Below are 998 nucleotides of genomic sequence, written 5' to 3'. Positions count from 1 at the left end.
GCATACCCAATTCCAAGGCGCGCTTTTCTGACTTCTGACCAAACAGCTGCTTCTCAAACCAGGCTAAGCGTTGCTGAATGCCTGCGAAGGTTTCGCGCAATGACGCATGCTCAGTTTCCAGCTTGCCGTACTTTTCTGACCAGGCCTGATTCTCTGCAGAAGCCTGTTGCAACAAACTCTGCAGGCGCGCGATTTCACTGGTCAAATTAACCCGTGTCTCGGCGTCCGTTGCCACGTTGGATGAGGATGAAGGCTTGATTTTCATAGCGTCAATTATACAGACTTATCAAGCGATTGACTGCCCATAGCGCTTCGCTTGTTTCTGGCGAAGTACGGTAATTCCGTCAACGATCATTTGCAGGGTGCAACCGGTGAGTGATTGGATCCCACTCGGATGCGGTTTCACCGGAAACTGGCCTTGCTCGAGGCGCTTAGCCCAGACACAATAGCCTGAGCTTTCGAAGTACAACACCTTCATCTGGGTTTTGCGGGCATTGATAAACACAAAGTACTGGCCGCTTTGTGGATTATGGCAAAGTTTATTGCGCACCAGGGCACTTAAACCGTTAAAGGATTTACGCATATCCACGGGTGTGGTGCACAGCCAGATTTTTTGGTTGGCAGCAGGGATAAACATTATTGCTGGTTAAGCGTGAGTTCAACGCCATTACCCAGTGACAAGACGATATGCCAGCGAGCGTTACCGTGATGTGCAAGCGCGGATAAATCGATAAACTGTGTATCCTGGCGAACAGGCGCTTGTTCAGTTTGCTCAGCCAAGCGTTGCCGCCATTTATAAAATGACATGGTGCTCAGTTGATGGGTTTGGCAAAACTCAGTGATGCTCAGCTCTGATGTGTGCCATAAGTCGATTAATTGCTGCCATTGTGCCGCGTTGCGGTAAGCTCGCTTTGCCATATCACTCTCCTGTTATGATGAGTGCACAGCTTATCGCGCGATCTTAAGTGGGAATAGGACGTCCTAAAATGGACGCTTAC

General features: G+C 49.5%; 2 protein-coding genes and 1 pseudogene. All 3 read right to left on the bottom strand.

Going from position 1 to position 998, the window contains the following annotated elements; all coding sequences use genetic code 11:
- A pseudogene (locus tag NOG12_RS13190) lies at window positions 1–265 on the bottom strand (IS66 family transposase); the annotation flags it as partial.
- Window positions 266–286: 21 nt separating this feature from the next.
- Window positions 287–637, bottom strand: coding sequence for an IS66 family insertion sequence element accessory protein TnpB (gene tnpB, locus NOG12_RS13185; RefSeq protein WP_014610304.1), 351 nt, complete (start codon window positions 635–637; stop codon window positions 287–289).
- Window positions 637–918, bottom strand: a complete 282-nt coding sequence (gene tnpA, locus NOG12_RS13180) for an IS66 family insertion sequence element accessory protein TnpA (RefSeq protein ID WP_086904956.1) — start codon at window positions 916–918, stop codon at window positions 637–639. Before tnpA ends, tnpB begins: the two co-directional genes overlap by 1 nt.
- Window positions 919–998: the final 80 nt, after the last annotated feature.

It is taken from the genome of Pseudidiomarina fusca (genome assembly GCF_032227045.1).
GTDB classification, from domain to species: domain Bacteria; phylum Pseudomonadota; class Gammaproteobacteria; order Enterobacterales; family Alteromonadaceae; genus Pseudidiomarina; species Pseudidiomarina fusca.
Note: the sequence above shows the minus strand (reverse complement) of the source record. Positions and strands in the feature narration are given on the sequence as shown.